Raw genomic sequence first — 21,273 nt, 5'->3', positions numbered from 1 at the left:
CTATGCCTGGTCGAGATGGTTGGCTAGACACAGGGTTCGGAACCTGCCGAGTCAAGCGACCGCTTGCACGCCTTCGATTTCCGCGATGACGGCGTCTCCCATTTCTGACGTCGAAAGACAGCTTCCCCCCGACCCAATATCGGCCGTCCTCGCCCCGCGACTCAGCGCAGCGGGGCGTTCTTGCATAAATCGAGTCTGAAGGCAAAGGCTTCCCTGTGATTCTTAATTCATGCGATACGGACGGACTGCGGGCGAGCGAGTGCCGCCATGCGGTTGAGTACGCCTACGCGGATCGCCACCTCTGTCGCCTGGGAGCCGACCTCGCGTGCCCACAAGCAATTGCCCGTGAGCGTCTCGAGGCGATACATCAAGGTCTCGACGAGCGAACGTCGGTGGTAACCGATGGACGTCTTCCATTCGCGTCTGCTACTTCGCGCAATGGCGTCGATGACCTCATTGCGCCATGCCGCACCGGGGGTGTTCTCTGGCCAAGGCATTGCCCCGTCACGCGGCGGAATCGAAGGTTGCGCACCTCTCGCAGCAATCGCCGCGTGGGATTGTTTCGTGTCGTAGGCGCCGTCGCCACCGATGGTGTCGATCGACGTGTCAGTTGGGATCTGATCGAGCAGTTCGGGCAACACGTCGGCATCGCCGGCGTCCTGATGCGTCATCAGAGCCGCGCATATCTGGCCGGTCTTCGCATCCATCGCCAGATGCACCTTGCGCCAGGTACGACGCTTGGAATAGCCGTGCTTGCGCACCTTCCATTCGCCTTCGCCGTAGAGCTTCACGCCAGTGCTGTCCACCACCAGGTGCAACGACTCGCCGCTGCGCAGGCGTGAACTGTAGTAATCGCGGTACGTTTACGTAGTAATGTTGCCCCGCGCCATAGGCTGTGCAGGTTCCGCCTCTCACGACTCAAGTTTTCTCACTGCAGCAATTCAGGCAGCAACGCGACAACTTTCCTTTCGGCCTTCATCGCAACAACGAGCTGTCGGCTTTGCCGTTCGACCCACCCTACCCTTTCCGCCAGCTTCGTTAGGATCTCTCGCGAATGCTCATGCTGTTCGACAACGTCAAAGCCGCTGAGCCAACGCACCACTCCAGTCAGCGGATGCAGAGGCTTGCACCACAGAGCGCTGGGATGCCGACAGCCGTTCCAGTGCATCGCGGCGAGCAGCCACGCCGCCGCGTCGACCTGAGCGGCTGCCACCTTGATGGCGGGCTTGTTCGGATCGAAACATCGAACGGCGCGACGAAGCAGTCGCTGTTGGCGACGCGGCACGTTTGCCCACGCCCGGCGCAGCAATAATCTTGTCAAATGCTCGCTGTCGTGCAGCAACGCACTCGAGTCGCCGCCAACCATCACCTCGTATGTCCAGTCGCTCGATGCGCGGGTCCGATAGCGCCCGCTGTTGGTCATAAACGCTCGGTTGCCCAAGATCTGGCGCCATTGAAGGATGAGCTTATCGCGCTTACTCGTTGGCGGTGGAACTGCCTCGCGTTCGCGCGGCATCGGCTCGTACGCGGGGTTGGGCTCAGACAGCTCCAACACAAGGATCGGCAAGACCATGGTCTATACCTCCAGCCCTACTCTCTGTCACGCGACGACGTACCCGGACTCTCGCACTGCTCTGGGCCTCCGCTTTCCGACGGGCGGCCCAGCGTCGCGAAATCGTAGGTCTGCTTGGCGGATCAACACTTGCTCCTGCGCATCGCTTCCGGATTTCGACGCAGAGCTCGAGAAGGGGATGCACGAGACGAGGCTGTCGCGGCAGCCAGTCGGTAAGCACGTCACTCACGATCTTCTCGACCGTCGCCGCTAGACGCCGATCCCCGACCTTGGGACCTGGGTCATGGCGTATCAACGCGCTCGCGACAGGATTCGCGAGAAAAAGCCGGCGCAAGCGATAAATCGTCGACCGATGGACTCCCAGCAATTCGCCAGCCTTCTTGGCCTGCTGACGCGAGAGCGGACCCGTCCCCAGCGGATGTAAGACCCTCACAATCGCCCGCTCGCGCTCCGTTGCAATCGTCTCCGGCATGTTCAGAACCGTGGTCTTACACGCCCGAGACGATTTGCTGAGCGGAAGTCGGGCTCTCGCACTGCTCGCCGCCTCCGACCTCCGATGGGCGGCCCAGCGTCGCGAAATGGTAGGTCTGCTTGGCGGACTAACACTTGCCCCTGCGCATCGCTTCCAGATTTCGCCGCAGAGCTCGAGAAGCGGATGCGCGAGATGACGCTGGCGTGGCAGCCAATCGGTAAGCACGTCATTCACGATCTTCTCGACCGTCGCTGCTATACGCCGATCTCCCACCTTGGGACCCGAGCTATGAGGTATCAATGTGCTCGCTACAGGATCCGCGAGGAAGCGCCGCCGCAAGGTAAGCGTCCAGTTCTTCCGCCTTGAATCGATCCACGGGATCCTGCATCGTCCCCACGATGGAGGATCGTGGGGACGATGGATCGAGTGTCGACAACTATCGAGCGGCCACGCCGCAGAGAGTACAGCGCCGAGTTCAAGGCGATGGTACTGGAGCAAGCTCGCCAGTCTGGGGCATCGGTGGCCGGCGTGGCGCTCAGCCACGGGCTGCACCCGAACATGGTGCACAGATGGGTCAGAGAGGAACATGAACGCCAGATGCTGGCAGCGCAGCGCGAGGGCCGAGCGTTTATCCCACTGCATGTTCAGCCTGTGACAGCGACCATGCAGCCGGCCGAGGCGGTGCCATGCGAGACGCCACCTTCAGTAGCACCCGACGCCATCCGCATCGAGATCCAGCGCCCGGGCGGCACGCTGGTTGTGCACTGGCCTCTGTCAGCGGCACAGCAATGTGCCCAACTGCTCCTGGACTGGCTGCGATGATCCGCATTGACGCGCTGTGGTTGGCCGTCGAGCCCATCGACATGCGTGCCGGCACCGAGCGGCTGCTGGCGCGCGTGGTGCAGGTCTTCGGCGCAGCCCAGTCTCATCACGCCTACCTGTTTGCGAACGCCCGCCACACCCGCATCAAGCTATTGATACATGACGGCTTTGGCGTGTGGTGCGCGGCGCGCCGCCTCAACCAGGGACGCTTTGCCTGGCCTGCCATACAGGCCGGCGCCACCGGCGCACAACTGACGCAGGCGCAATTCGACGCCTTGGTGCTCGGCCTGCCCTGGCAGCGCCTGGAGGACCTGCGCGCCATTACGCGCATATGACGATGTTCACGGTGCGTTGACAGCATAAATCCGGATGGTGGTAGTACCCGGTGGCTGGCACGATCGTTCCATGCTGAACCTGCGCCAACTACAAGACCAAGGCCTTCAGGACCTCGCGCCCGAGGACGTCCTGGCACTGGCGCAGCAGATGCTCGCACACATCCAGCAGCAGGAACGCGAGATCAAGCTCAAGGACGTCAAGATCGAGAAGATCACCTTCGAGCTGGCGCGACTCAGGGCCTGGAAGTTCGGGGCCAAGACCGAGGCGATGAGCGCCGAGCAGCGCCGGCTGTTCGAGGAGACCCTGGCCGAAGACGAAGCCAGTCTGCAAGCGCAGTTGCAGCAGGCCAAGGGCGAGCCCTCTGCTGAAGCCAACACCAATTCCAAGCGCACGCCCCGTCGCCAGCCCCTGCCGGCCCACCTGCGCCGAGTCGAGCATCACCACGAACCCGAGGACACCAACTGCCCGACACCGGGCTGTGGAAGAGCCATGGTACGCGTGGGCGAGGACGTTAGCGAGAAGCTGGATATCGTGCCGGCGGAGTTCTTCGTGCACCGCCACATCTATGGCAAGTGGGCCTGCCGATGCTGCCAGCGCTTGGTGCAAGAGCCTGTTGAACCGCAAATCATCGACGGTGGCCTGCCAGCAGCCGGCTTGGTCGCGCACACGCTAATCAGCCGCTTCGTCGACCACCTGCCGTACTACCGGCAGGAGACGATCAATGCCCGCTCGGGCGTGCACACGCCGCGCTCAACATTGGCTGCATGGTCCGGGCGTGCCGGTGCCGCACTGGAACCGCTCTACGAAGCGCACAAGCGCTTCATACTTGCATCAAGGGTGCTGCATGCCGACGAGACACCGGTGGCGATGCTCGATCCGGGAGCCGGTAAAACCAAGCGGGCCTACATCTGGGCCTATTCGCGCGGCACCTTCGATCCACAACCTGGCGTGATCTACGACTTCTGTGTTGGTCGAGGCTCGCAGTACCCAATTGCCTTCCTGGGAGGTACCCGCGAAGACGGCAACGAGCGATGTTGGCAAGGTACCCTGGTGCGCGACGAATACGCCGCCTATGACAGCGTGTTGCAAGCCTACCCCGGCCGCATAGCCGCAGGATGTCTCGCCCATGCCCGACGTCGGTATGACGAACTGCTACGAAACCAGGGCGGCAGCACGGTCGCGCCAGAGGCACTGCGTCGCATTGCGCAGATCTACCGTCTTGAGCGGGAGTTCGCCACCCTGAGCAGCGAGCAACGTCTGGCCAGAAGGCACAGCGACGCCAAGCCACTGTGGGAGCAACTGCATGCCTGGCTGCAACTGGAGCGGTCACGTGTGCCCGATGGCGGCATCACAGCCAAGGCACTCGACTACAGCCTCAAGAACTGGCCGACGCTGACGCACCACCTCCTCGATGGAGAGGTAAGCGTGGATAACAACAGTCTGGAGAACCTGATCCGTCCCTGGGCCCTGGGAAGGCGCTCGTGGTTGTTCGCAGGCAGCGAACTGGCCGGTCAGCGCGCCGCGATCGTGATGAGCCTGGTGCAATCAGCCAAACTCAACGGGCACGATCCGTGGGCCTACCTCAACGATGTGCTGACCCGCCTGCCCACCCATCTGAACAGCCGCATCGACGAGCTGCTCCCCCACAACTGGCATTCCGCGTCCTGAGCGCGTCCGCTCTCTCACAAACGTCGTCGACGGCAAGGTGGGACGGCGGGACGCTTACCATACCGATCGCATACGCAACCGTGATCGAATCCTTGTGAACGTCCAGTCCCACATACAACGTGCTATCGTTTTCCATGCTGGCCTCCGCGTCGGAAACGAACCGTTGAGTGGCGGTTCTGCCACACTCAATGCGGCTCTGGCAGCAATGCTAACCCGCGCTTACGTCCCCGCGGCGGCCAGCCTCGCTGCGAGGGGAGTCATACTGACTTGCTGATGCCAAGCAATATGCTCTTTCCGCCGCTGGAATGCTGCCGAGGAACCAGACCCAGCCAGGCCGCCAATTGACGACCACTGGCGAAGTTCCGCGCATTGCCTACGGTTGCGACCAGTGCGCTGGCGGTAATCGGGCCGATTCCGGGGACTGCTGCCAGCTTGCGGCTCAACTCGTCATTCCGGTGCCAAGCCTCAATCTGGGCACTAATTTCAGCGGCCTGACGATCCAATTCCTTCAGATGCGCCAACAACCGCTGTATGAGCATACGAAACGTGCCAGGCAGATCATTGGTTGCATCTTCGATCAAATCCGGCACCTGCCTAGCGATCTGCCCAATACCCTGGGGAACCACGAACCCAAACTCGGCCAGCAACCCACGGATCTGGTTGGCCTGGGCTGTACGCGCCTTCACGAAGCCCTGACGTGCACGGTGCAGCGCCAGCACCGCTTGCTGCTCGACATTCTTGACCGGCACGAACCTCATATTCGGTCGCGTTACCGCTTCGCAGATCGCCTCGGCATCGGCTACGTCGTTCTTATTGGTCTTGACGTATGGCTTGACGAACTGCGGCGCCATCAATCGCACCGTGTGGCCAAAGCTCTGCAGCTTGCGAGCCCAGTGGTGAGCGCTACCACAGGCTTCGATCCCGACGACGCACGGCGGGAGGGTTGCAAAGAATTCCGCCACTTGGGCACGCTTGAGCTGCTTCTTCAATGAGGCCTTGCCGTGCTCATCCACGCCGTGAACCTGGAAAACATGTTTTGCCAAGTCGATGCCAATCGTCGCAGTCTTCATGATGGACACTCCTGCTCGGTTCATGGGGTTGCTATGCGCTCCCACTTTGGCATACCGAAGCCGTGACGGGTGGGGGCGTCCATCCCATTAACGCCGCGGTGCGCACCGCGCGGGCGGACGAGCGCAACCGACTCCGCTATGTGCAGAGATTCTTCCATAAGATCAATGCCTTACGAGCGGGATTCGAAGTCTAGGACGTCAATTGACAAAATTAATCCGGACTAATGCGAATTGACGATTTTGCTTCGCTGAGAGTGCAAGCAATATTGTCAACTCACCGGTCGGACTTTTATATGCGGCGCGGGTTCCGGCCAGATTCCGGAGTGACAGAATGGCTTTGTTCTACGACAGCTCCTTGCGAAGAACGGAAAGGGAGCGATCAAAGCACTCGATCATAGCGAAGGTCGACTACACCGTACTGGAGCCTATGTGGCTGCACAGCGAACCTAAGCTAATTACTTCCGTGTGGTATATGCACCAAGGCCCCACACCCCCGCGTGGGGCCTCGTCGGGATAACGCTTCCGGTTCTCGAAAGGCTTTCGCGATGTTCAGAACTTGTGGCGAACGCCCATTACAGCGCCAAACTGATTTGCGCCCGGCTGTACGGCCTCGTTACTCGTTCCCAGCTGATCATTGAATCCGTTGACGCCAAGATTCGATTTGCCCTTGTTCAGGACATACGAAACGGTAGCATACAGATCAGTACGCTTGGATAGAGCGTAGGAAGCTTGTGTAACGAACTGCCAAGGATTTCCTGCGTTTGCGCTACGCAGATTCTGATAGTACGCAGCGCTTGTCAGCAACAAGGCTGGTGTCGCCTGGTAGCCAATGCCGGCCCAAGCAAAGTTGGAAACCGTGTCTTTCAGCGTTACGCCAGGCAGGACGGCGCCGTTGAAGGCATGTGCGTAACGGTAACCGGCAGAGAGCGTAACCTGCCCGAAGTCGTAAGTGGCAGCCAGGGCGGACCGGCGAACAAGGTTATTCGTCGTCAGCGCGGTCGCAGACGATCTATTTGTCTGGTCATAAATCACCCCGACAGAGAGTTGACCGACTTCATAGCTCGCTGAGACAGAGTACTCGCGACCGTTGGTGAAGTTACCGGGAACTTCCTGATTGTTTGTGTTAAAGCTGTACAAACCAGTCAGGCTCAATCCGCCGAAATTTCCCTTATATTTGATCGAGTTGTCAGCGCGCGCTGAACCCATGAAGGGGTCCTGGGAGGCGCTGGAATAGCGACTAATAATCCAAAGAGGATCGTACTTTCCGCCAAAATCAAAGAACGGCGTAGTGTGGCGACCCAACGTCAACTGCCCCGCCTCGCTCTGCAGGCCGACGTACGCGCCCCGGCCGAACAGGCGGCTTCCTTGGCTCGACGTACCAGCGTCGATGGCAAATCCACTCTCCAGCAAGAAGATACTCTTCAAGCCACCACCCAGGTCTTCAACGCCTCGCAAACCCCAGCGTGAACCTGACAGATTGCCGGACTGGACAGCCCATAGATTGTTACCCTCTGCACCCCGAGCGACAGTCCCGGTCGAGGCCACAGCATGATTAAGGTACTCGATGCCTGCATCGGCAACACCATACAACGTGACGCTAGATTGCGCGTACGCGTTGGAAACAACTAGCGTAGCGGCCGAAAATGCCAGCAGCTTTACTTTCATAACATGATCTCCTCAAGTTCTTTCTTCTAGGCTCGGACAACACTCTCCTTCTGGCCCTTTTGCACAGACGGCGACTTGCCACCTCGGGACGTAAATTAACGCAAAGGCAACAGCCGATCCATAAGAGTTAACCATGAAACATACGATTCTTCGCCGGCGTGAGGCATCGGAACACGGCGCGGGCTCAATCCCAATCAGGTGTTCGCATGACGCAAGCAGTACCAGGAGGAAAGCCTGGCCGCTGTGAGCGCTGGCGAAGCTGTGGTCCCAGCCTCGCCAATTGGCTGCAGCGATGAAGGAGATCAGCGAGCTGCAACTACCGAGATCCTGAAGGAAGCCGTTGTGTTGACCATCTGCGGGGGACGCGCCTCAGCGAGAGAGAAGAACCACCACTTTCTCCCCACTCCACGCGCTTGCCCTCTATCAGTCGAATTCAAATCATCATCTGCCGCAGAATTGCGGAGTTCGTTTCTCGATCATGGAAGCGACAGCTTCAAGATGGTCTTCAGTGTTGTGGCACATACCTTGAAAGATTGCGCAGTAATCAAGGAAATCCACGATTTCCATCCGTTTTGCTGCCTTCATTAATCGCTTAGTAAGGCGCAATGCCTGGGGAGGATTGGCTGCAAAACTCCGTGCAAGTTCCAATGCGCGGTCCCTAAGCGCGGCCTCTTCGACAACCTCCATGACGATGCCGAGCTCCTTCGCTTCTTCCGCTTGGATTGCTCTGCCCGAAAAGGGTCTCTTTTGAGCAATGAGTGGGTTATGCGGCATGCGGGTTGATCGAGGAGAAGTCGAGCTTTCCGGCGATCAGGAGGACCACGGTGCGCATGGTTTTGAAACTCACATAACCGCGGGCCTTGCGCTTGGCGGCTTGGAACAGGCCGTTGAGCGCCTCCAGGAAGCCATTGGTCTGGCGCGTCTGAGTCCATGCAACGATGCCGTCGAAATGCTTGCGGATCATGCGCGCGACCTCCTTCATTGGCTCGACCTTGGATCGCATGACGTTGGTGCACCACTGCGCGAGCATTGCGGAAACAACGTTGATCTGCTTGCGCTCAAGGATGTCGCGCAACTGCTCGCGATACAGCCAGGCACGGGCGGTGCGTTTGGTCGTGACGTTGGCGATCAACGCGTCGCGATCCTTGAGCAGTGTCCAGCGCAGGCCTTTGAGGCTTGGATCGGTCTTCTGTTCGATACGCCGGGTCTTGTCCACGGCTGCCGAAGCGTGAGCCACGACATGGAACTTGTCGAAGGTGATGCGCGCGTTGGGCAAATGCTCGCTGACGCCCTTGATGAACGCTGGCGACATGTCGATACTGACCACCCCGATCTGCTCGGGCACAGCATTGTGCTCGCGCAGATGTTCAGCGAACTTGCCAACCGTGCCAGCATCCTTGCCTTCGGTCACAAACACGACCTTACGCGCGTCGGTATCAGCGACAAGCGTCAGGTAGTTGTGACCGCGCCTGTAGGACGTTTCATCAACGGCGGCAGCAGTCATGCCGGCCAGATCGAGTTCGGCCACCGCGAGGTCGACATAGCGCTCGCAGATAGCGTACACGCGATGCCACGACTCACCCACCGTTCTGGCTACAGCAGAAAACGGCATCTGCTGCGCAAGCGCCACCACCATGGCTTCAAACAGCAACGTGAAGCCAGAGAGCTTGCCAGCCCAGTCCGGCTCGACCAACGCCACGCGGCCGTCGGGAAGCTTCACGTGGGGCGTGCGGACTTCCAGATAGCAGTCGTGCTCGAAGAAGTTCAGGTGCCGATAGCGTTTGGTCACCGTGTCGTGAACCCGGTGCCCACCGGCGACCTCCGGGTGGGAAAAGCGGCTGCCGGCGACAAATTCAATCTGGATCGTCAACGTCTTGGTTTGCGCGTTGAAGTCGACTTCCCGGACGAACCACGGATCGCTTACGCCAAGGGCTGCTTCAAACAGTTTGCTATGCATCGATCGTGTTGCTCTTTACCTGAAACCCGCCACGATACCACCCACTTGGAATTCAAAAGAGGCAATATTAGTTTAACTGTCGGCTGAAGGAACAATTTGTCTTTCAACTTTTTAAACTAATTTTGTTACTCGACCCTCTGGTTGCCCATATTTTCCGTGTCCATGACGGGAACAAAATTAGTTTCACTGACGGCCTCCGCCGCCACCCGCTCATGGAACTGCTCCCCATTCAGCCGCCCGACAGCCCGGCCGCCCCGCTCCCCACCCCGCTCGAGCGCCTGCGCCTCACGCCGGCGCTGTCCGGCGCGGCCGGCAGCAACCGCGCCTCCGCCACGGCCACGCGGATCGCCGCGGCCGACGACCTGGCCGCCGTCACCGCCTGGCTCGCGCGCTATGCCGACAGCGCGGCGACCCTCCAAACCTACCGGCGCGAGGTCGAGCGGCTGATCCTGTGGGCGGTGCTGCAGCTGGGCAAGCCACTGTCCTCGCTCACGCACGAGGACCTGCTGGCCTACGCGCGCTTCCTGGCCGATCCGCAACCGGCCTGGCGCTGGGTGATGGCATCGCGCAAGAAGCTCGTGCGCGGCGCGCCCGACTGGCGGCCGTTCGCCGGCCCGCTCTCCCCGGCCAGCGCGCGGCATGCGATGGTGATCCTCAATACGCTGTTCACCTAGCTGGTGGACGCCGGCTACCTCGCCGGCAATCCGCTCTCCCTGGCACGCAGCCGGCGCGGCCAGTCCAAGCCCCGCATCACGCGCCACCTCAGCCACGCCATGTGGCAGACCGTCAAGGACACCATCGAAGCGATGCCGGGTAGAGGGCCGGCCGGCACCGGGTTGCTTGCCGTCAACTGGCCAATTGGTGGGCCGCAAGCATCGGATCGCCGCCAATCGCGGTGGATTGCAGACCATCGGGGCCAACCGGAACATCGCCCACCAGCGTGACCCGGTGCAGTTGACGATCGAAGTCGAGATCGAATACGTCTGTCGGGGCGAGGTGAGCCGTTGCGCGGTTATCCCAGAACGCGACGCTGTCGGGCTGCCACCTGAAACGCACCGTGAACTCGGGGCGCACCACATGCTCGAAGAGCAGCTCGAGGAGCTGCTGGCTTTCGCGCGGCGAGAATCCCTTCAGCGATTTGAGGAATGACGGGCTGACGTACAACGCACGCTCACCGGTTTCCGGATGCACGCGCACCAGCGGATGTTCGCTGACCAGCGAAGCACGATTCACGAGCTGGTTGAACTCCTGCGTCGCGCGGGCGCCGGCCGGGGCCGTGAAACGATGCACGCCGCGCAGGCCGTCCACAAACTGGCGCATCGGCGCGGACAAGGCCCGATACGCGGCCACAAGATTGGTCCATTGGGTGTCGCCGCCGTATGGCGGGATGGTGACGCCGCGCAGGATCGACGCCGCCGGCGGGTTGACCGCTGCGGTAACATCGGTGTGCCAACCGGTCCACGGCCGCTGGTTGCTTTGACCCTGGAAGCGGTTTGCCTTGCGATTCTTTGCGACCGAGTAGAGCTCCGGATAACCATCGACATGGCCGAATACCGGATGGCCGACCGTCAGTTCACCGAACTGGCGAGCGAACGCGATCTGGGAAGCATGCGTCAGTGCCTGGTCCCGGAAGAACACAACCTTCCAGCGTAGCAGCGCGCCGCGAATGGCGGCGATCTCTTCGGTACTCAACGGGCGGGTCAGGTCCACGCCATGGATCTCGGCACCGATATGCGCCGACAACGGAGACACCTGAACCGTGGTTTCAGGATATTCAAGTTGGGTCTTGGTCATGGTCTGTCTCCTTATCTGGAAATGTTGGGGGATGGAGGGAATAGAGGGGATGGTGGGAAAGGCCGTCACAGGTCGAAATGGCAGGCCACGCTGTGCATGCCACCGACCGATCGCGGCTCTGGCTTCTCCTGCCGGCAACGGACCGAGGCGTGCGGGCAGCGGGACTGGTAGCGGCAACCGGTCGGCAAGGCGACCGGTGACGGAATCTCGGACACCACGGATGCGCCCGTCTCTACCCGGCTCTCGCTCGAAGCCAGCAGCGCCCTCGTGTAGGGGTGCTTTGGGTTGCGGATGATGTCGTCGCGGCTGCCCAGTTCCATGAACTCGCCCAGGTACAGCACGCCGATGCGGTTGCTCATATAGGCTACGACAGCCAGGTCGTGCGAGATGAGGACATAGGTCAGCCCCCGCCGGGCCTGGATGTCCTTGAGCAGGTTCAAAATCTGCGCCTGGATGGACACATCGAGCGCCGACACGGGCTCGTCGAGTACTAGCGCGCGAGGCTCCAGCCCCAGTGCGCGCGCAATGGCCACGCGCTGCCGCTGACCGCCGCTGAGTTCGTTAGGGTAGCGCTGCGCCATCTCCGGCAGCAGACCGACAGACTCGAGCAACGCCCCCACGCGATCGTGCAACGCCGGCCCCTTGAGCAGGCCGTGGACTCGCATGGGCTCCGCGACGATCTCCCCGATGCGCATCATCGGGTTCAGCGACGCGTAGGGGTCTTGCAACACGGGCTGGACCAGCTTGTGAAAAGCCTTTCGCTCGGCGACCGTGCCGGAGGAGACCAGCCGGCCATCCACGTGCAACTCGCCGCTCGTTGCCGGTTCGGCCGCAAGCAGCAGGCGCGCCAGCGTGCTTTTCCCCGAGCCCGATTCCCCAACCAGGCCAAACGTGCTGCCGGGCGGCACATCGAAGTCGAGCCCCGCCACGGCGTGCAGGGTCTTGCTCTTGCCGAACAGCCCCTTGCGCACCCGATAGGTCTTGTGCAGCCTGGCTGCGGAAATGAATGCGGTGGCGGCTGTCATGCGACCTTCTGCTTGTGAGGGTGATATTCACCCGTCTGCGGCATCGATTCGTAGCCGGCGACGTCAGCTCCGTCGCCATGCACTCTCTGGACGGCATGCCAGCATGCGACCCTGCGGCGGCCAGCGTCCCACTCGAACCAGTTCGGGTAGGTGCTCCGGCACCGCGCGTCGGCCTCGGCGCAGCGTGGCGCGAAACGGCAGCCTTGCGGCCAGTCGCGCGCGATCGGCGGCGTGCCGGGAATGGTCTTGAGTGGCGCGTCGCAATCGTCGAGCGACGGAATGGCGCGCACGAGCCCTTCGGTATAGGGATGCACCGGGTGCGCAAACACCTCAGTAATCGGCCCCTGTTCGACGATGCGCCCGGCGTACATGATGGCCACGTCATCGCAAAACTGCGACGCGAGCTGCAGGTCGTGCGTGATGAACACGATCGTCATGTAGCGCGTGGCCTGGAGCTCCTTGAGCAGCCCCAGTATCTGCATCTGGACCGTGACATCCAGCGCGGTGGTCGGTTCGTCGCAGATGATCAGGTCGGGCGAACAGGCGATATTGATCGCGATACACACACGCTGGCGCATCCCGCCGCTGAACTGGAAGGGATAGCTGTCCAGCCTCTCTTCCGCCGCCGGAATCTTCACGGCCTCGAGCGCCTGGATGCTCAGGCGCCGCAGTTCCTTCCGGTCGGTGACGCCGTGGTGCCAGCGGAACACCTCGCCAACCTGCTCGCCGATGGTCAACAGCGGGTTGAGCGCGGTCATCGCGTCCTGCAGCACCATGCCGATCTGCTTGCCGCGTATCTTGCGCAGGTCGCGAGGCGGCATGTTCACCAGGTCCTGCCCCTTGAACAGCACCTGTCCCTTTACCACCTTGCCATTCGGCGGCAGCAGGCCGAGCATCGACGAACACGTCATGCTCTTGCCGGACCCGGATTCGCCCACAAGCGCCAGCACCTTGCCCTTGCGGACCTTGAGGTTCACGTGATCGACGGCGGTGATGGTGCCGCCGCGCGTCACGATCTGCGTGGTCAGGTCACGCGTTTCCAGGAGAATATCCATGATGTCGCCGCCTCACCAGGTTTCAGGAAGGACGGGGTTGAGCTTCTCGCGCAATACGTCCCCAAGCAGATTCGTGCCGAGAACCGTAGCGATCAGCACCGCGCCGGGCATCACGCATACCCACCACGCGTTGCTCAGCTGTCCGCGCCCCTCCGCGATCATCGAGCCCCACGACGCCATCGGTGGCTGCACGCCGAGCCCGAGGAAGCTCAGCGTCGCTTCGAGAATGATCACACTGCCGATATCAAGCGTGACCAGCACCACGAACGTACCAGCGATGTTTGGCACGATATGCCTGCGCATCACCCACCATGGGCCGGCACCGCTCAGCCGCGCCAGCAATACGAATTCCCGCGTCTTGAGGGAAAGCACTTCGCCGCGTATGACACGCGCGAAGCGCGCCCAGTTGGCCAGCGTGAGCACTACCACGAGGTTGGTCATGTTGACGCCGATGACACCCGCCAGCACCAGCGCGAGGATCACGGCCGGAAAGGCAAGCTGCATATCCGTCAGGCGCATGATGACGGCATCCACCGCACGGCCCACATAGCCGGCAATCACACCCAGCAGGGTTCCCAGCACGCCGGCGAACGTGACCACGACCAGGGCAATCGCCAGCGAGATTCGGGCCCCATACATGGCACGCGAAAGGATGTCGCGGCCGAGCTGGTCGGTTCCCATCCAGTGCGCGGCCGACGGCGGCGAGAACGTATCGGAGAGCGCTATGGCAACCGGATCAAACGGCGCCAGCCACTCGGTGAAGACAGCGCAGGCGCACACCACGATGACGACGATGAGCGCCACCCATTTCTGCAGGCGAGCTGCGCGGCGACCCGACCGCTTGTGCGGCGCCTCGGACAGGACGGGTTCCGCGGGCGCTTCGCGAATCGCAAGGGGCACGATATGAGGACTGGAAGTTACGATCTCAGGCATAGCGGATACGCGGGTCAATCACGGCATAAAGCAGGTCCACCACAAGGTTGACCAGCGCGAACACGATCGCGGCCACGGTCACCGCAGTCTGGACGATCGTGTAGTCGAGGTTGTTGATCGAATCGAGGATGAGCTGCCCCACGCCTGGCCAGGCAAACACCACCTCGACCGAGACGGCGCCACCAAGCAATACGCCGAACTGCAGCGATACAAACGTGATCACCGGCAAAATGGCGTTCCTGAGTGCGTGCCGCAGCACGATCACATGCTCGGGAACGCCCTTGATGCGGGCGAACTTCACGTACTCGGAATGCAGCACCGTCGTCATGCTAGAAAGCGTCAGGCGCGCCACACCGGCCGCCGCATACCAGCCGAGCGCGAACATCGGCAAGACGAGATGCGACGGTGTGCCGTATCCCCCAGTCGGAAGCCAGCCGAATTGCAGCGAGAACACCATCACGAAGATCAGGCTGAAGAAGAAAGGCGGTGCCGCCTGGCCCAGTCCCGTGAAGATCTTTGCAAACTGGTCCACTACCCCGTGTGGCCACAGCGCCGACGCTATGCCTAGCGGCAAACCGATGAGCACCGCCACGGCCAACGCCGCCACGGCCAAGATCAGCGTAGGCAATAAGGCTTCCGCCACCACGCCCAAGGCCGGCCTTGCGAAGCGGTAGGAGGTTCCGAAATCGCCATGCGCGAGATCCACGACGAACGACGCAAACTGCACGGGCAGCGACCGGTCCAGCCCCATTTGCTCGCGCAGCACGGCGCGGTCCGCCTCGGTGGCTTCCGGCGGAAGCATCAGGTGCGTCGGGTCGCCAATGGCGCGCACGACGGTAAAGATCAGCGCAATGACCAGGAACACGGTTAATGCGGACTGCCCGAGCCGCTTGAGGATGTAGTTCAGCATGGCGATTCCGGTCGCTCACTTCCACGCCGCTTCGCGGAAGTTCAGGCTCCAGCCAGCCACCTGCGGCTTCCAGTCGAGTTGCGGGTCCTTGACGTAGATCAGCTTGGGCTCCGCCAGCAACACGGCCTGGCCGTCATCGCGAGTGATCTGCAGCACCTGCCTGAAGATGGCAGCGCGCTTCGCCCTCTCCGCTTCCCCATCCACCTGCGCGACGAGCCGGTCGACGTCGGGATTCGAGTAGTCCGACCACGTGCCATCCTTCGTCGCCGCGCCGCCGATCACGTGAATCGGGTCGTAGATCGCGTTGCCGAAGCCCATCACCACCAGCGGCCCGCTCTGGTGCGTGTTGTTTAGGCGGTTGTACGCCACCGAATCGATAACCTTGATCTGCGTGCGGATGCCGACCTGCCCCCAGTACGCGGCCAGCGTTTCGCAAATCACGCGCGGCTGGTTGCTCGGGCAGGTCAGGCTCGTGTCGAAGCCCTTGGCATAGCCCGCTTGGGCAAGCAGCTGCTTTGCCTTCGCGACATCGAATTCGAATGGCTTCAGGGTCGGATTGCTGCCGTACGGGTAGCTGGACGGAATCAGCGAATTCAGCTCCACCGCCTGCCCGCGCAGGACACTGGCGATGAGGGCCTTCTTGTCAACCGCATAGTTCATGGCCAGCCGCACTTCCTTCTTGGAAAGCGGCGTGGCCGGATCATTCGAGTAGATGCGAATGTGCAGCGGGCTACCGCCGTCCACGACCTCGGCCGCCAGCCCCTTGTTGGACTGAAGGCGTTCGAGATCGGTGGGCACCACCTCGGTGGCGAGATCCACTTCCCCGGCCAGCAAGGCGCTCGCGCGGCTGCTGGCCTCGGGTACCACCTTGTAGATCAATCGTGAGACCGCGGGCTTCTTGCCCCAGAACCCGTCGAAGCGCTCGAACACCAGCTCACGCCCGACCTGGTTGCGCACCACCTTCCACGGCCCCGTGCCCACCGGTGCCTGGGCAAACGCATCGGCATTGGGCAGCGACTGCACGAGCTTGTGCGGCACCACGTACAGGTAGCCCGCGAGCTTGTTGAGGAACGCCCCGTCTTTCTTCTTCAGGCGGAACACCACGGTATGCGCGTCCTTGACCGTGGTGGATTCGACCACCGGCGCGAAGAATGGCCGGCGCGTGCTCTTCGTCTCCGGCTGCAGGACACGATCCATCGAAAACTTCACGTCTTCCGCCGTTAAATCGTCGCCATTGTGGAACTTCACACCCTTGCGGAGCTTGAACGTCCAGACCAGTCCATCGCCGCCGATGTCGTATCCCGTGGCCAGTCGTGGCTCGAGGTTGCCCTGGCGATCGAAGCCGTACAGCGAATCGAATGCGTTCCATGCGTACTTTGCCGATTCGATACTGGGTGGAATCAGCGGATCCAGGTTGGCCGGCAGCGCCGTGATGGCCGCCACCACGGTCTGCTTGTCGACGGCCGGTTTGCCATCGATGGCGACCGCCGGAAAGGCGAACCCCAGCGTCAGCGCCACGGCCAGGGCAGGCGAAGCGCCGCCAGCGAAAGTCTTGCGGGTCATGGCGAACATCATTTCCAGGCTACCTGTCGGAAGTTGAGACTCCAGCCTGCAATCTGCGGCTGCCACTGCAAGGCGGAATCGGTCACGTAGTTCAGTTGCGGCTCGGCGATCAACACCGCCTCCCCGTCATCGCGGGCCAGCTTGAGCAACTGGTTGAAGGTCTCCGTGCGCTGTTTCGGATCGTTGACGCCGTCCACCTTCTCGATCAGCGCTTGCACGGCCGGGTTGTCGTAGTCCGCCCACGTACCGTCCTTGGCCATGGAGCCCCCAACCACGTGGATGGGGTCGTAAATAGCATTACCGAAGTGCGACAGGAACAACGGACCGCTCTGGTGCGTATTGTTCAGCCGATTGGATGCCGTGGAGTCGATCAGGCGGATCTGCGTCTTCACGCCCACCTGCGCCCAATAGCTGGCAATCGCCTCGCAGAACGCGCGCTCGAACGTCGGCGTGGTGCACATCAGGCTGGTGGAGAAGCCCTGCGGAAAGCCTGCCTCCGACAGAAGCTTGCGCGCCAGGACAGGGTCGTACTTGAACGACTGCAGGCCCTTGTTCGGATCCGACGGATAGCTGTCGGGAATGTGCGAACGCAACGGCGCCGCGCGGCCGCGGTACACGCTCTTGATCAGCGCCTCCTTGTCGATCGCGTAGTTCAATGCCAGGCGCACCTGGGGCTTGCCGAGCGGCGTCTTGGGATCGTTCGCGTAGATGCGGACGTAGACGGGGCTGCCACCCGGGACCGACACCGCGTGCAGCCCGGGAATACCCTGCAGGCGCTCCACCTCGGTGGGCGCGATCTCGGCCGCCAGATCCACCTCGCCGGCCAGAAGTGCATTCACACGGCTGCTGGCTTCAGGAACGAAGCGGAGAACGATCTTGTCGACCTTCGGCGCGGTGCCCCAGAACTGCGCAAAGCGCTGCAATTCGAGGGACTGCCCGATCTGGTGGGAAACGATCCGGTAAGGACCGGTGCCGACAGGCTGGCGCGCGAACGCTTCGGGCGCGCCTAGGCCGCGCGTATACACTTCGGGAACGATATAGAGATAGCCGGCCACCTTGTTCAGGAAGGCGCCATCCTTCTTGTGCAGGCGGATCACCACAGTACGGTCGTCCGGGGACAGCACGCTTTCCACCACGTTGACGAAGAACGGGCGCCGCGTGCTCTTCGTCAACGGGTCCAGAATCCGGTCAAGCGAGTACTTCACGTCGCGCGCCGTCATGCTGTCGCCGTTGTGGAACTTCACGCCCTTGCGGATGGTGAACGTGAAGACCAAGCCGTCGTCGCTGATCTTGTATGCCGTGGCCAGGCGCGGCTCGAGATTGCCTTTGACATCGAAGCCATAGAGCGTGTCGAACACGTTCCAGGCGTACTTGGCCGAATCGATGCTGGCCGCCACCTGGGGATCAAGGCTGCCGGGCCCGGAGGCGAGAGCCACCACCAGCGTCTGCTTGTCGACCGCGGGCTTGCCGCCCAACGCGTGGGCCTGCGCCGCGGCAAGCATCATCGCCGCAGCGACGATGCCGGTGATCTGGAAGACTGCCTTCATGAAACGGGTTCCTCTCTTGGTTTGGATATTGGGTTCATGCCGGGATCGTTGCGTGCCGCACGGCCGCGCGACACCGCGTGCCGGGCTGCCACGCGCCCGCCGACAATGCATTCCGCCAGGTTGCCGCCTGCCATGTAGATGTGGCCGAACGCACTGCCGAGCTCACCGACCGCATACAGTCCCTCAATGACGCGGTCTTCCACATCCAGCACGCGCTGATGGGCGTCGTGCACGGGCCCGCCCTGGGTGTTGATCACGAGCGGCCACACCTGGGCGGCGTAAAACGGCGCGCGCGCAACGCGATGCATGGTGGACGACCGCCGGCCATGGTCCGCGTCATGCCCGGCATCGCAAGCCGTATTCCACTGTTGCACCGTGTGCTCCAGCGCTTGTTCGGGTACACCGGCCTGTTGCGCCAGCTCGGCCAGCGAGTCGGCCTGACGGAAAATGCCCAGGTCCAGCTCCCTTCGGTTGTCCTCACTCCACTGGAAGTCCAGCGTGGCGTCGTGTGCGACGAGCCGGCCGAGCTTGTACATGGAGAACCCGTCGGCATCAACCACCATCCACGCCGGCAAACGCGTATTGCGCCCGTGGTTGCCGTCCAGGTGGGAGAAGTGCCTCACGCCGGTGTCGCCGGGATAGGGCTCGTACTCGTTCGCGAAGCGTCGGCCGAGCTGGTCCACGAGGATCCACGGCATCACGGGCAGGCCGCCGTCGGCATGCCCGGGCGTCCACATCGGGAAATTCTTCGGGTACAGGCCGTAAGGGAAGGTGGGATCGGGATGGCGGAATCCATACGGACCGTGAAAATGCCACATGTGCCAGAGGTCGGCACCAAGCGCCTGGGCCATGCGGATACCGTCACCGGTATTGCCCAGGAAGCTCCCGTTGAGCACAACGGCCGGCTCCAGCCACGCGTCCTGCATCTCCACGTTTGCCTCGAAGCCACCGCACGCAAGGACCACGCCTTGCCGAGCACGCACGATGATGCGGCCCTGCCCGTCCTCCAGTTCCGCGCCCCGCACGACGCCGCCATCGTCACTCCCGTCGCGCAGGAGCCGCGCCACGCGCGTCGACGTCAGCACGGACACCGGCCTGCGCTCCACATGCGCCTGGAGCAAGCCGAAGAACCGGGCCCCCGACGGTGAGACATTGCGGACCTTCTCGGGAATCGCGCAGTCGAATTCGAGTTCGGCGGGCAGCGCCTGCACTTCAACATAGCCCAGCGCATCAAATCCTTCGAACGGGTAGTTGCCCGCCGCCGGGCGAATCACCAGGCGCGCGCCGACGTCGTCAGCCAATGACTGCATCCACGCTGGAAAGTCGCGCATGCCACCGGCAAGTACCTGCAGCACATCGTCAGGCGTACGGTTTCCGCAGGTGGTACGCAGATAGGCCAGTGCCGCATCGGCGTCAAACGCCATGCGTGCCCCGCCTGCCGACACCACGGACAAACCGCCCGGCCATGCCGTCTTCTCGACCAGCAGTACGTCCGCGCCGGCATCCGCCGCCTCGATCGCCGCGGCCGCGCCAGCCGCGCCATAGCCCACGACCAGCACGTCGCATGCCCGATTGCGCGTGCTCATCGCTGTCGCGTGGAATCGAACGTCTGGCCCAGTGCAGCCGCGCCGATGGTCTGGTGTGTGCGGTCGTGCCCCACATGGAGGATGTGCGTCTGCAGGTCGCGGATCAGCCGTCCAAGCGGATGCGAATCGAACAGCGCGCTGGAGCCAGTCAGGCGGCCGAGCCTCTCCGCAGCCAGCGTCGCCGCCTGGGCGCACGAAGATTTTGCCGCCATCGAGGCCAGTTCGGCCTTCAGGACATCGCCACTACGCCAGACGCCGATGGCGTGATCCAGCGATGCCGCCGCGGCCTGCAGCGCCACCTGGACTTCCCCAACATGCGCCTGGACGAAGGGATCAGCAATTCGCTCTGGAAACTGACGCAGCCATGCGAGCGACCAGTTCAAGATGCCTTCGCCCGTGCCGAGGTAGTTGGCGGCGAACCCCAGATGAAAGCGCCCCTGCCAACGGCCGCGAATATACTCGCCTGGTTTGCCGAGTACATGCGTGGCGGGAATGCGCACGTGATCGAGGCAAATGCGCGGGCTTTCGGCCACCCGCATGCCGCTGGGCTGGTACCAGCCGTTCTCCTGCGATACACCCGGCATGCCCGGTTCGACGATCACCATCTGGTGGTTCGCCGCCATGCCGTCGATGCCCGCCAGCGAAGAGAACACGATGCCATAACCGCGTTCCACGCCATTGGTCGCATATTGCTTGCGGCCGTCCACGCGCAGGCCACCTTCTTGCGCCGTCGCGATGGTCTGGAACCCCGACCCGCCGGGCTGCAAGCCGGCCTCGCTGCCCATGAACGAGAAAAGGGACAGCCGGTTCTGCAACGGCCGAAGGAACAGGTCGTGCTGCTCCGGTGTGCCTGCCTCCAGCACCGTCCAGATCGCGTGATTGTGAACCTGCAGGCAATGGGCGGTGCCCGGCGACACGCGTGCCACCGTGCGGATTGCCTGAAGATAGGTAGCGGGATCGTCCGTACCGAGGTGGCTATTGCTGCCGCCCAGCGCCTCCGGCAAGGTCAGTCGCAACCATCCACCTTCGTGCAGTTCCTTCAGGTTCTCGAGCGGAAGGGCCGCGCGCTCATGCAGAGCCCTTTCGCGCGGTGCGAAACGTTCCTGCGCGAGCCTTCTCAGCGTGGTCAGGTCTCGGCGGCCCTGATTTGGCGTTGCACGTTGCGGCGCGACATCCTGTTCATGCGAAGAGACGGCATCGATTTCGAGTACTGCGGACATGGTGGGAGCATTCCTCTTCAATGCATTGCCCGCGCAACGGTCCTGATGCGCGGGCGGGCCGAGGCCGCCACCTGTTT

General features: G+C 62.4%; 16 protein-coding genes and 4 pseudogenes. 5 read left to right on the top strand and 15 right to left on the bottom strand.

Annotation, left to right across the window (positions count from 1 at the left end; all coding sequences use genetic code 11):
* Window positions 1-227: 227 nt before the first annotated feature.
* Together ACX12D_RS37635 and ACX12D_RS37630 are read right to left on the bottom strand one after the other, a co-directional pair.
* Window positions 228-836, bottom strand: a pseudogene (locus tag ACX12D_RS37635) (IS5 family transposase); the annotation flags it as partial.
* Between the two features lie 92 nt (window positions 837-928).
* Window positions 929-1,573 (bottom strand): hypothetical protein, encoded by a 645-nt coding sequence (locus ACX12D_RS37630; protein ID WP_459376887.1) that lies wholly within the window; start codon window positions 1,571-1,573, stop codon window positions 929-931.
* A gap of 898 nt (window positions 1,574-2,471) precedes the next feature.
* On the opposite strand from ACX12D_RS37630, the gene tnpA reads away from it, so the two are divergent.
* From tnpA to tnpC, 3 genes are all read left to right on the top strand, one after another.
* A complete protein-coding gene (gene tnpA, locus ACX12D_RS37625) occupies window positions 2,472-2,867 on the top strand; it encodes an IS66-like element accessory protein TnpA (protein WP_459375207.1) in 396 nt (131 codons plus the stop codon).
* Complete coding sequence (gene tnpB, locus ACX12D_RS37620; RefSeq protein WP_276288186.1) at window positions 2,864-3,202, top strand: IS66 family insertion sequence element accessory protein TnpB; 339 nt, start codon at window positions 2,864-2,866, stop codon at window positions 3,200-3,202. Before tnpA ends, tnpB begins: the two co-directional genes overlap by 4 nt.
* A gap of 70 nt (window positions 3,203-3,272) precedes the next feature.
* Window positions 3,273-4,871 carry an IS66 family transposase gene (gene tnpC / locus ACX12D_RS37615; protein ID WP_276288187.1) on the top strand — a complete coding sequence of 533 codons (1,599 nt, stop codon included), beginning with the start codon at window positions 3,273-3,275 and terminating at the stop codon, window positions 4,869-4,871.
* A gap of 266 nt (window positions 4,872-5,137) precedes the next feature.
* Here tnpC and ACX12D_RS37610 read toward each other — a convergent pair.
* Window positions 5,138-5,941 (bottom strand): annotated as a pseudogene (locus ACX12D_RS37610) (IS110 family RNA-guided transposase); the annotation flags it as partial.
* A gap of 339 nt (window positions 5,942-6,280) precedes the next feature.
* On the opposite strand from ACX12D_RS37610, the pseudogene ACX12D_RS37605 reads away from it, so the two are divergent.
* Window positions 6,281-6,391, top strand: a pseudogene (locus ACX12D_RS37605) (MurR/RpiR family transcriptional regulator); the annotation flags it as partial.
* Window positions 6,392-6,490: 99 nt separating this feature from the next.
* On the opposite strand, the gene ACX12D_RS37600 reads toward ACX12D_RS37605, so the two are convergent.
* The 3 genes from ACX12D_RS37600 to ACX12D_RS37590 form a co-directional block, all read right to left on the bottom strand.
* Window positions 6,491-7,606 carry a porin gene (locus ACX12D_RS37600; protein WP_459376886.1) on the bottom strand — a complete coding sequence of 372 codons (1,116 nt, stop codon included), beginning with the start codon at window positions 7,604-7,606 and terminating at the stop codon, window positions 6,491-6,493.
* Window positions 7,607-8,047: 441 nt separating this feature from the next.
* Window positions 8,048-8,380: an enoyl-CoA hydratase-related protein gene (locus ACX12D_RS37595; protein ID WP_459376885.1), complete on the bottom strand. Its 333-nt coding sequence runs from the start codon at window positions 8,378-8,380 to the stop codon at window positions 8,048-8,050.
* Complete coding sequence (locus tag ACX12D_RS37590; protein ID WP_459376884.1) at window positions 8,370-9,563, bottom strand: ISL3 family transposase; 1,194 nt, start codon at window positions 9,561-9,563, stop codon at window positions 8,370-8,372. Before ACX12D_RS37590 ends, ACX12D_RS37595 begins: the two co-directional genes overlap by 11 nt.
* 212 nt (window positions 9,564-9,775) lie before the next feature.
* Here ACX12D_RS37590 and ACX12D_RS37585 point away from each other — a divergent pair.
* Window positions 9,776-10,375, top strand: a pseudogene (locus ACX12D_RS37585) (tyrosine-type recombinase/integrase); the annotation flags it as partial.
* A 34-nt stretch (window positions 10,376-10,409) separates the two neighbouring features.
* Here ACX12D_RS37585 and ACX12D_RS37580 read toward each other — a convergent pair.
* The 9 genes from ACX12D_RS37580 to ACX12D_RS37540 form a co-directional block, all read right to left on the bottom strand.
* The gene (locus ACX12D_RS37580; protein WP_459376883.1) at window positions 10,410-11,357 is read right to left on the bottom strand and encodes a TauD/TfdA dioxygenase family protein; all 948 of its coding nucleotides are present in this window, start codon (window positions 11,355-11,357) and stop codon (window positions 10,410-10,412) included.
* 65 nt (window positions 11,358-11,422) lie between these two features.
* Window positions 11,423-12,382: an ABC transporter ATP-binding protein gene (locus tag ACX12D_RS37575; RefSeq protein WP_459376882.1), complete on the bottom strand. Its 960-nt coding sequence runs from the start codon at window positions 12,380-12,382 to the stop codon at window positions 11,423-11,425.
* On the bottom strand, window positions 12,379-13,437 hold the full coding sequence (locus tag ACX12D_RS37570; RefSeq protein WP_459376881.1) for an ABC transporter ATP-binding protein: 1,059 nt from the start codon (window positions 13,435-13,437) through the stop codon (window positions 12,379-12,381). The genes ACX12D_RS37575 and ACX12D_RS37570 overlap by 4 nt, the downstream gene beginning before the upstream one ends.
* Before the next feature lie 12 nt (window positions 13,438-13,449).
* Window positions 13,450-14,241: an ABC transporter permease gene (locus ACX12D_RS37565; RefSeq protein WP_459376880.1), complete on the bottom strand. Its 792-nt coding sequence runs from the start codon at window positions 14,239-14,241 to the stop codon at window positions 13,450-13,452.
* A gap of 121 nt (window positions 14,242-14,362) precedes the next feature.
* Window positions 14,363-15,280 (bottom strand): ABC transporter permease, encoded by a 918-nt coding sequence (locus ACX12D_RS37560; protein ID WP_459376879.1) that lies wholly within the window; start codon window positions 15,278-15,280, stop codon window positions 14,363-14,365.
* Between the two features lie 15 nt (window positions 15,281-15,295).
* Complete coding sequence (locus tag ACX12D_RS37555; protein WP_459376878.1) at window positions 15,296-16,843, bottom strand: ABC transporter substrate-binding protein; 1,548 nt, start codon at window positions 16,841-16,843, stop codon at window positions 15,296-15,298.
* Window positions 16,844-16,851: 8 nt separating this feature from the next.
* On the bottom strand, window positions 16,852-18,390 hold the full coding sequence (locus ACX12D_RS37550; RefSeq protein ID WP_459376877.1) for an ABC transporter substrate-binding protein: 1,539 nt from the start codon (window positions 18,388-18,390) through the stop codon (window positions 16,852-16,854).
* Window positions 18,387-19,976, bottom strand: coding sequence for an FAD-dependent oxidoreductase (locus tag ACX12D_RS37545; protein WP_459376876.1), 1,590 nt, complete (start codon window positions 19,974-19,976; stop codon window positions 18,387-18,389). Before ACX12D_RS37545 ends, ACX12D_RS37550 begins: the two co-directional genes overlap by 4 nt.
* Entirely contained in the window at window positions 19,973-21,196 is a 1,224-nt protein-coding gene (locus tag ACX12D_RS37540; RefSeq protein ID WP_459376875.1) for an acyl-CoA dehydrogenase family protein, read from the bottom strand. The genes ACX12D_RS37545 and ACX12D_RS37540 overlap by 4 nt, the downstream gene beginning before the upstream one ends.
* Between the last annotated feature and the right edge of the window lie 77 nt (window positions 21,197-21,273).

The sequence above is a fragment of the Cupriavidus sp. PET2-C1 genome (assembly GCF_054515855.1).
The sequence above is the reverse complement of the archived record's forward strand: the minus strand, read 5'-3'. Positions and strand labels throughout refer to the sequence as shown.